This is a genomic window from Kitasatospora sp. NPDC057512 (assembly GCF_042802135.1).
Lineage (GTDB): Bacteria > Actinomycetota > Actinomycetes > Streptomycetales > Streptomycetaceae > Kitasatospora.
In genome coordinates this window covers 1-9,202 of record NZ_JBHVET010000310.1, presented here as the reverse complement: position 1 = coordinate 9,202, position 9,202 = coordinate 1, and the positions used below count along the sequence as shown (strand labels likewise).

Below are 9,202 nucleotides of genomic sequence, written 5' to 3'. Positions count from 1 at the left end.
GTTCAAGGGACCCCGGGGCGCGCAACTGCCGTACGGACGTCAGGCCTTGGGGCCGGCCGACTGGACGACCTCGAAGGACCAGAGGGTGGAGCCGGAGGCGGCGGGGCGCTTGGGGGCCTCGCCGGCGGGGCCGTTCTGGTGGGCGGCCTTCATGGGGCCCTCCATCCAGGCCTTGAAGTCCTCCTCGCTGCGCCAGCGGGTGTAGACGAGGTACTGGTCGGTGCCCTCGACGGGGCGGAGGAGCTCGAACCACTCGAAGCCGTCCGAGTTCTCCACCGCGCCGGCCCGGGAGGCGAAGCGCTGCTCCAGCACCTCACGCTGCTCGGCCGGCACCGTCAGGACGTTGATCTTGACGACGGACATGGCACACACTCCTTCTGCTCCGGTGACTGCTTACGGGGAGCAGTCTGCTACACCTCACACGCCGCGGCTCAGGCGATCCACGGCGGGAGGACGCGCTGGTCGTCGCGCGGGGCGAGGGCGCAGGCGTCGGGCGGGGTGACGGCGTCGGGGTTGTAGGCGTGGGCGGGGGACGGGGAGGCGACGACGGCGGTGAAGCCGGTGTCGGTGGCGATCTGCCGGGTGGTGTCGGCGGGGAGGGCGGCGGTGTCCCCGGCGGCGAGGGTGAAGGTCTCCCCCGCCAGGTCGACCCGGGCGGTGCCGGTGAGGAGTGTCCAGACCTGCTCGGTGTCCATGGCGTGCAGTGGGCCCCGGGCGCCGGCGGTCATGTCGACGTGCCAGACGGCGAGGGAGGTGGCGCCCTGGGTGGGCGAGGCGTAGGTGGTCATGACGGCGTTCGGGGTCTCGGTGCGGCGGGCGTCGGTCCGGCGGATGACGGGCATGGCGAGGGAACCCCCTAGAATGGACAATGAAGTTGTCTATATAGACAATGAGGTTGTCTATCGTGTCAAGTGAACCGTCCCCGCCCGGCTTTGAGCTGCCGCTGCGCCTACTGCTCGCCTTCCGGACGATCATCGACGAGCTGCACGAGCGCATCGCCCGCGAAGGCCACCCCGACCTGCGCCCGATGCACGGCTTCGTCTTCCAGGCGATCGGCCCGCACGGCACCACCGCCACCGAGCTCGGCCGCCGCCTCGGCGTCACCAAGCAGGCCGCGGGCAAGACCATCGACGGCCTGGAGCAGCTCGGCTATGTCGAGCGGGCCGCCGACCCGGCCGACACCCGGCGCAAGCTGGTCCGGCTCACCGGACGCGGGGTGGACTGCCTGCTCCGCTCGGCCCGGATCTTCGACGAGCTGCGCGAGGAGTGGTCGGCGACCCTGGGCGAGGAGCAGCTGCGCCAGCTGGAGGACGGCCTGCGCCGGCTCGCCCCCGGCGACCCGTTCCGCCTCGACACCCCGCGCTGATTCGGGGCGCCGTAACTCCGGTACGGACGTCAGGACTTGGGCAGACCGCCGGTCGCCAGAGTCTGGTTCTTGTACGCCTTCACGCCGGTGATCTCGGCGCCGAACCACTCCGGCGCCGAGAACGCCTCCGCCTCGGCCTCCGAGCCGAACTCGACCTCGACGGTGCGCAGCCCGGCCAACTCCCCCTGGTAGACGTCCGCGTAGACCGTGACGCCGGACGCGTCGAAGGTGTAGCGCTCCTTGACCAGCCGCGCGCCCTCGGTGGCCGGCCAGAGTTCGGTGAACTCCTCCTCCCCCAGCTCGCGTTCCACCTCGATCCGTACGGTGGAGCCGGCAGGGGAACCGGCAGGGGAGCCGGCACCGGCACCGGACGCCTTGCGCTTGACGCCGAGGACGCAGCTGCCGCCGATCCGCCGCAGCCGTACCTCCGTCCCGTCGTCCTTGATCGCGATGTACCCCTGCTCGATGTGCTGCCGCACCGCCGTCTCCGGCGGCTCGAAGGCCTCCAGCAGGAACTTGCGCTCGATTTCGAGCGGCACGCCGCACCACCCCTTCCCGGTCACGCCCTACGGGCCGACGGACGAACGGACGGTCAGAACGACCGCCCCTCCCCACGGTACGGCCCCTGCGGCCCCGACGGGTCCGGACGGTCGCGCCGGTCCGCGCAGAGCGAGGAGCTGAGCCGGTTCAGGAGCCCGGCAAGTTCGGCGTACCGCTGCTCGTCCCAGTCCCCCAGCAGTTCGGCGAGCTGGGTGCGCCGGGCGGCAACCAGCCGCAGCGCCGCCTCCTCCCCCGGTTCGGTGAGCCGCAGCGGCAGCCCGCCGGCCCTCGCCGCCAGCCCCCGGCCCTCCACCTCCCGGACGGCCTCCTCGATCACCGAGACCGGGACGATCCGCCGCTCGGCCAGTTCGGCCGGCTCGACCGAGCCGTGCTGGTGCATCTGGAGCAGCAGCCAGCTGGAGGCGGGCCGCAGGTCCAGCCCGGCGGTCTCGGTGATCCGCCGGAAGAGGTCGCGCCGGGCCTCGCGGCTGTTCAGCACCGAGAGGGCGCGGGCGATCTCGTCCAGCGAGGTGCGCTCGACCGGGTTGAACCCGATGGACTCGCTGAGGTCCGGCGCGGTGACGGTGGAGCGCAGCTTCTGTTCGCGCAGGAACAGCGACAGCACGAAGGCGACCACCGCGACCGGCACCGCGTACAGGAACACCCGGGTGATCGACTCGGCGTACGCGTGGTAGACGCCCGGCTGGACGGCGGCCGGCAGTCGGGGGATGACCCGCGGGTCGGAGGTGATGACCTCCGGCCGGAACCCGGGCGGCAGCGGCACCCCCGCCAGGGCGTCGGCGAGCCGGCTGCGCAGTCCGCTCGCGAAGACCGTCCCGAAGATGGAGACGCCGAAGGAGGCCCCGATGGAGCGGAAGAAGGTGGCGCCCGCAGTGGCCACGCCGAGGTCCTCGTAGCCGACCGAGTTCTGCACGATCAGCACCAGCACCTGCATCACCAGGCCCAGCCCGAGGCCGAAGACCAGGAAGTAGAAGCTCATCTCGGCGGTGCTGCTGTGCTCGTCCAGCCGGGAGAGCAGCAGCAGCCCGACGGTGGTCACGGCCGTCCCGGCGATCGGGAAGACCCGGTAGTGGCCGGTGCGGGCGACGATCTGGCCGGAGCCGATCGAGGTGAGCAGCATGCCGAGCACCATCGGCAGCATGTGGATGCCGGACATGGTGGGCGAGACCTGCTGGACCACCTGGAGGAAGGTCGGCAGGTAGGTCAGCGCGCCGAACATCGCGAAGCCGATCACGAAGGAGATCACCGCGACCAGGCTGAACGTCCGCGAGCGGAACAGCCGCAGCGGCAGCACCGGCTCGGCGGCCGTCCGCTCGACCAAGACGAAGGCGAGCAGCAGCACCAGCCCGAGCACGCCGAGGCCGACGACCTGCCAGGACGTCCAGGCCCAGGTGGTCCCGCCGAGCGAGGTCATCAGCACCAGGCAGGTGGCGACGGCGGCGATCAGGACGGTGCCCAGGTAGTCGATCCGGTGCTCGCGCCGGACCTCCAGCCCGTGCAGCACCGCCGCGATCACCACCAGGGCGACGATGCCGATCGGCAGGTTGATGTAGAAGACCCAGCGCCAGCTGAGGTGGTCGACGAACACCCCGCCGAGCAGCGGACCGAGCACGCTGGTGACGCCGAACACGGCGCCGAAGAGGCCCTGGTAGCGGCCGCGGTCCCGGGGTGCGACGAGGTCGCCGACGATCGCCTGGGAGAGCACCATCAGTCCGCCGCCGCCCAGGCCCTGGAGCGCGCGGAAGGCGATCAGCTCGCCCATGTTCTGGGCGATCCCGCACAGCACCGAGCCGAGCAGGAAGATCACGATGGAGGCCTGGAAGAAGCGCTTCCGGCCGTACATGTCGCCGAGCTTGCCCCACAGCGGGGTCGCGGCGGTGGAGGCCAGCAGGTAGGCGGTGACCACCCAGGAGAGGTGGTCGAGGCCGCCGAGGTCGCTGACGATGGTCGGCAGCGCGGTGGAGACGATGGTCTGGTCGAGGGCGGCGAGCAGCATCGCCAGCAGCAGGGCGCCGATCGGCACCCAGAGGTTGGGGACGGTGACCGCCGGCGGGCCGGGCTCGCCCGCCGGGCTCCGGCCGGACGCGGTGCGCGGCTCCGTCATCGTGTCCCCGCGGGCGTCACGGCGTCCGCGTGCGGCGTCACGGCGCCTGCGCCGGGCATCACGACGTCTCCGTGGGCATGGCGTCTCCATGGGGTCCCGGGCCCGTCGGCCGGGCCGTGCGGATGATCACTCCCAGCTCACCGTGCTGGTCGGTTTCGTCCCGATATGTTCCACCGGGTTGAGCCGAGCGTAAGCGCCGGGGACAACCGCCGCGCTCCGGGCGTTCTCGGAGGAGCCAACCCGCACCAACCGGCACAACACCCCCGCCGGGGGACGGACGCCCCTGTCCCCCCTTCGGGCGGTCCTGCATAATCAGGCCCGATCGTGCGCCCGGATCCACCGGGAACGCGCGCCGAACCGAACGCGCGCCGGACGATCGACCGACTGAACGAACGAACGACGACTGACCAACGACGACCGACCGACGACCGACCGCGAAGTCGACGCGAAACCGAGGAGGACCGGCCGATGCCGGACCAGCACTGCCCGACGTGCGGCACCGCACGCTCCACCGGGTGCGGCTGCCTCCCGGACCCGAGCCTCACCGAGACCGCCGTCCTGCCGCACGTCGAGGGCCCGCCGCTGGTCCGCCCGTACGTTCCGCAGACCGCCGACCAGGTGGCCGACGAGAGCCACCCGAACGCACCGGTGGTGGACCCGTTCGCGACCACGGTGCTGCCGCCGGTCCCCCCGGGCCGGCCCGCCCCCGGGCAGCCGGCCGCTCCCCCGCTCGGACCGGACGCGGACGCGTACGCCACCACGGTGCTGCCGCCCGTCGCCCCGGGACAGGACCCGTTCGGGTCGGCGCAGGCCCCCTTCGGGTCGGCGCAGGCCCCCTTCGGATCGGGACAGACCCCGTCCGGCCCCGGGCAGGACCCGTTCGGCCCGGCCGCCGACGGCTACCCCGGTGCCCCCTCCGAGGCCCACCCCGGCGGCCACGGGGACGCGTACGCCACCACCGTGCTGCCGCCGGTCCCGCCCTCCGGACCGGGCGGGAACGAGATCGGCCTCTTCGCCTTCGGAGGGGCACCCGGCGTCGGGCAGGCACCGGACGTCGCGCGGGCCCCGGACGATCCCGGGCCGGAGGGCGGCGGCCGGGCCGCCAGACGGGCGGCCGAGCAGGCCGACCGGCGCCCGTTCGCCCAGCGCAAGGGGCTGCTCACCGGGATCGGCGCCGCCCTGGTCGCGCTCACCATCGGCGTCGCGTACGCGGTGACGCCCTCCGCCGAACCGCCGGCCAAGCAGGCGCAGCCGCTGCCGACGAGCACCCTGGCGCCCGCACCGGTGGACCCGCCCACCCTGGCGACGCCCGTCCCGACCACGGCGGCGCCGACCAGCGAGGCACCGAGCCCGACGCCCACCCCCACCCGCAAGCCGAGCCCGACGAAGACGGTCGCCCCGACGCCGACGGCCGCACCGACCACCGAGGCCCCGCCCGCTCCCCCCGCCCCGGCCCCCACGCCGACCGTGCCCGCGGCCCCCTCCCCGACCCCGACGCCCACCACCGCCCCGACCCCGCGCGTGCTGCAGTCCGGGATGAGCGGGCCCGACGTGACCGCCCTCCAGCAGAAGCTCGCCGTCGTCGTCTGCTGGGCGAGCGTGCCGGTGACCGGGGTGTACGACGACACCACCGTGAACACCGTCGGCTACGTCCAGTGGATGTGGGCCGTCAAGGGGGACAAGCGGGGCGTCTTCGGTCCCAACACCCGTGCCGCCCTGGACGCCCACAACAGCTGCTGAGGCCGCCAGGCGAGGGATCAGCCGGTGATCGCCCCGAAGATGCTGATGCCCGCCAGCACCACCATGATCGCCGCCGCCACCCGGATGATCAGCTTCATCGGCACGTACTTGAGCAGCTTCTGGCCGCCCACGATGGCGATCCCGCCGACCGCGCACAGCGCCAGCCAGGAGCCGAGGCCGACGGCCAGCGGGTCGGCGTACTTGGCGGCCAGGTTGGCGGTCATGATCTGGGTCAGGTCGCCGAACTCGGCGATCGCGACCACCACGAAGCTGGCCCCGGCCACCTTCCAGAAGCTGTTCGAGGACGGCTCCTTGGCCGCGTGCTCGTCCTCGTCCTCACCGCCGTGGAACAGCAGCATCGCCGCGCCGACCAGGAACAGCAGACCGGTGACGCCCTCCACCCAGCGGTGCGGCAGCAGCGAGAGCAGGTGCCCGGCGGCGAGCGCGAGGCCCACCTGGAGGGCGAAGGCGGCGGCGATGCCCGCGAAGACGTAGCTCGCGCGGTACTTGGTGCCGAGCACCAGGCTGGCCAGCGCGGTCTTGTCCGGCAGTTCGGCCAGGAAGATGATGCCGAAGGTCAACGCGGCAACGGTGAGACTCATCAGGGGTTTTCCTCGGTCGGAGGCTGCCCGGCCGCCGCGGCTCCGTCAGGGGACGCTTCGGCCCGACAGCACTGGTCATGGTCACAGCACTGCGGCCGAAGGTCTCGCCGGCACCGTTCATCGAGCGGTGCCCCGGGCGCCGGGCCCCTGGGGGCCAGTATGTCGACGGTCCGGTGGAGGGCTACTCCCCTTCAACGGCCCCAAGCGTACCCGACGGCGTCGACCGACCCGTCCGGGAAGACCGCCGGAGGCCACGGAGGCCCGCAGAGGCCCACGGAGACCTACGGGGACCCACGAGGGCCGACGCGGACCGACCCGCCTACCGGCCGCCCCCGTCCGGCTCGACCGTGACCAGCCCGCGCCCGACCAGTTCCAGCACCACCGCGATCGCCACCGATTCCACCGCCAGCAACCCGATCAGCACGAACAGCTGCACCGCCCCCGCCTGGACCGGCGAGGCTCCGCCCAGCAGCATCCCGACGAACGCCCCGGGCAGGGTGACCAGGCCGACCGTCCGGGTCTGGTCCAGCGCCGGGACGAGCGAGGTCGCCGCCGCCGTCCGGCAGATCTCCAGCCGGGCGTCGCGCTCCTCGAAGCCGAGCGCCAGCGCGGCCTCCACCTCGCCGCGCCGCAGCCGCAGCTCGTCCAGGGCCCGCCGCCCGGCCAGCGAGGTCGCGCTGAGCGCGCCGCCGATCAGGATGCCCGCGACCGGGATGACGGACAGGCCCTCGGTCGGCAGCAGTCCGACGCCCAGCAGCAGGGCGAGCACCGGCAGCACCCCGGCACCGATCGGGGCGGCCGCCCAGACCCAGCCCGGGCCGGGGGTCATCCGCCGTCCGGCGGTGCGCACCGCGACCGAGAACATCACCAGCACGAACAGCGCCGACCACCAGAGCGAGCCGACCACCCAACTGATCACCGCGGCAACGGCCGCCAGCTGCACCACCGCGCGCAGCCCGGCCCGCAGGACGGCGTGCCCGTGGCCGAGCAGGCCCCGCCCGGCCACCGCGACGGCGGCCAGCAGCAGCACGGCGGTGACCACCCCGAGCACCGGGGTGACCGGCAGCAGCTGGCCGCCGGACGCCGCCAGCGGCACCGGCATCAGATCCAGCTGGTGAACCACATCCGGTCCTGCCAGGACGACATCGGGATCACCTCCGCCGTGTACAGCGGGTAGAAGAAGGCGAAGCAGCCGACGATCGCGAGCACGACCGCCCCGGCCCCGATCGCCCCGATCCGGCGGCGCTCGGGGCTGCACCCGGCCGGGCCGAGGATCGCCCCGAGCATCTGGGCCACGGCCAGGCACAGGAAGGGCACCAGCACGACCATGTAGAAGGAGAAGATCGTCCGCTCCTGGTACCGGAACCAGGGCAGGTAGATCGCGGCGACCGCGCACAGCACCGCGCCCGAGCGCCAGTCCCGCCGGAAGAACCAGCGCCACAGCAGGTAGACCAGCGCGAAGCAGGCCGCCCACCACAGGAACGGCGTGCCGAGGCCGAGGATCTGCGCCGCGCAGCCGCCCGAGGAGGTGCAGCCGCGCTGCCCGTACGGGATCTGCTCCCAGTACATCGAGACCGGGCGGCCGTCGACCAGCCAGGCGAAGGGGTTGGACTGGTAGGTGTGCGGGGTGCTCAGGCCGGTGTTGAAGTCGTACATCTGCGCGTGGTAGTGCCACAGGCTGCGCAGCGGCGCGGGCACCCAGCCCATCGGGACCTGCGGCAGCGGGATGCCGAGGACGCTGTCCGGGGAGAGCCCGGCGCGCCCGTCGGCCCAGTGCCGGTCGTAGCCGCCCCCGCCGTTGGCGCCGCTGCCTCCGGTGGCCAGCCAGCCGCTCCAGGCGCCGACGTACACCACCACGGCGGAACCGACCACGGCGAGGAAGGCGGGGACGGCGTCCAGGCGCAGCATGGAGCGCCAGGGGCGGCGGGCGCCGGCCCCGCGGCGGCCGGACTGGTCCCACAGGACGGTCAGGATGCCGAAGGCGGCGAGGATCGGGGCGCCGTTCCACTTGACCGCGCAGGCGGCGCCGACGAACACCCCGGCGGCGATCCGCCAGGGGCGCCAGCCGAGCCGGACGGCGTCGGCGTCGGCCGCCCCGGCGAGCCTGGCGCGGACGTGGTCGCGGTCGATCAGCAGACTGCCGAAGGAGGCGAGGACGAAGAACATCTGGATGCCGTCGAGCAGGCCGACCCGGCTCATCACCAGCTGGAGGCCGTCCACCGCCATCAGCAGCGCGGCGGTGCAGCCGACCAGGGTGGAACCGAAGAGGCGGCGGCCGATCCGGGCGAGCATCAGCACGGCGACGGTGCCGAGCAGGGCGGTCATGAACCGCCAGCCGAAGGGGTTGAGCCCGAACAGCTGCTCGCCGGTCGCCATCACCCACTTGCCGAGCGGCGGGTGCGCGACGAACTCGGGCGCGGAGCCCAGCGGGATCGACTGCGGGACGGAGAGGATGTCGGCGTTGGCGTGGTCCGGCCAGGTGCCCTCGTAGCCCTGCTGGAGCAGCGACCAGGCGTCCTTGGGGTAGTACGTCTCGTCGAAGACGAAGGCGTTGGGGTGGCCGAGGTTCCAGAACCGCAGCAGGCCGGCGAAGAGCGCGACGGCGATCGGTCCGAGCCAGCCGGAGCGGTCGGCCGCCCAGCGGACCAGGCCCCCGCGCGGGGCCGGGGCCGGGGCGGCGGGGGTCGGGGCCGCCGGTGGGTGCGTGAGCGCCGCTTGCGTCATAGCCTCGCCGATTTCGCCTGTCTGCTCTGCCCGGGGCCTGGCTCCGCCCGGGTCGCGCCGCGCCCGCCGGGGCCGGGCGGTCAACAGCCACTGACACTATGTGGC

9 protein-coding genes are annotated in these 9,202 nt (G+C 73.4%); 2 read left to right on the top strand and 7 right to left on the bottom strand.

Annotation, left to right across the window (positions count from 1 at the left end; all coding sequences use genetic code 11):
• Positions 1–39 precede the first annotated feature (39 nt).
• Together ACFU6K_RS20735 and ACFU6K_RS20730 are read right to left on the bottom strand one after the other, a co-directional pair.
• On the bottom strand, positions 40–363 hold the full coding sequence (locus tag ACFU6K_RS20735) for an antibiotic biosynthesis monooxygenase (protein ID WP_074000815.1): 324 nt from the start codon (positions 361–363) through the stop codon (positions 40–42).
• Between the two features lie 68 nt (positions 364–431).
• Positions 432–842: a cupin domain-containing protein gene (locus ACFU6K_RS20730; protein ID WP_380665041.1), complete on the bottom strand. Its 411-nt coding sequence runs from the start codon at positions 840–842 to the stop codon at positions 432–434.
• 62 nt (positions 843–904) lie between these two features.
• Here ACFU6K_RS20730 and ACFU6K_RS20725 point away from each other — a divergent pair, with 62 nt between their 5' ends.
• Complete coding sequence (locus ACFU6K_RS20725) at positions 905–1,366, top strand: MarR family winged helix-turn-helix transcriptional regulator (protein ID WP_380665039.1); 462 nt, start codon at positions 905–907, stop codon at positions 1,364–1,366.
• Between the two features lie 29 nt (positions 1,367–1,395).
• Here the strand turns inward: ACFU6K_RS20725 and ACFU6K_RS20720 are convergent, their stop codons facing one another.
• Positions 1,396–1,905, bottom strand: coding sequence for a hypothetical protein (locus tag ACFU6K_RS20720; protein WP_380665037.1), 510 nt, complete (start codon positions 1,903–1,905; stop codon positions 1,396–1,398).
• A 53-nt stretch (positions 1,906–1,958) separates the two neighbouring features.
• Positions 1,959–4,031 (bottom strand): MFS transporter, encoded by a 2,073-nt coding sequence (locus ACFU6K_RS20715; protein ID WP_380665035.1) that lies wholly within the window; start codon positions 4,029–4,031, stop codon positions 1,959–1,961.
• Positions 4,032–4,499: 468 nt separating this feature from the next.
• Here ACFU6K_RS20715 and ACFU6K_RS20710 point away from each other — a divergent pair, with 468 nt between their 5' ends.
• Complete coding sequence (locus ACFU6K_RS20710) at positions 4,500–5,771, top strand: hypothetical protein (RefSeq protein ID WP_380665033.1); 1,272 nt, start codon at positions 4,500–4,502, stop codon at positions 5,769–5,771.
• 17 nt (positions 5,772–5,788) lie between these two features.
• On the opposite strand, the gene ACFU6K_RS20705 is transcribed toward ACFU6K_RS20710, so the two are convergent.
• From ACFU6K_RS20705 to ACFU6K_RS20695, 3 genes are all read right to left on the bottom strand, one after another.
• Entirely contained in the window at positions 5,789–6,376 is a 588-nt protein-coding gene (locus tag ACFU6K_RS20705) for a TMEM165/GDT1 family protein (protein ID WP_049656026.1), read from the bottom strand.
• A gap of 316 nt (positions 6,377–6,692) precedes the next feature.
• The gene (locus ACFU6K_RS20700; RefSeq protein WP_380665043.1) at positions 6,693–7,475 is read right to left on the bottom strand and encodes an ABC transporter permease; all 783 of its coding nucleotides are present in this window, start codon (positions 7,473–7,475) and stop codon (positions 6,693–6,695) included.
• On the bottom strand, positions 7,475–9,097 hold the full coding sequence (locus tag ACFU6K_RS20695; protein WP_380665031.1) for a dolichyl-phosphate-mannose--protein mannosyltransferase: 1,623 nt from the start codon (positions 9,095–9,097) through the stop codon (positions 7,475–7,477). Before ACFU6K_RS20695 ends, ACFU6K_RS20700 begins: the two co-directional genes overlap by 1 nt.
• Positions 9,098–9,202 lie beyond the last annotated feature (105 nt).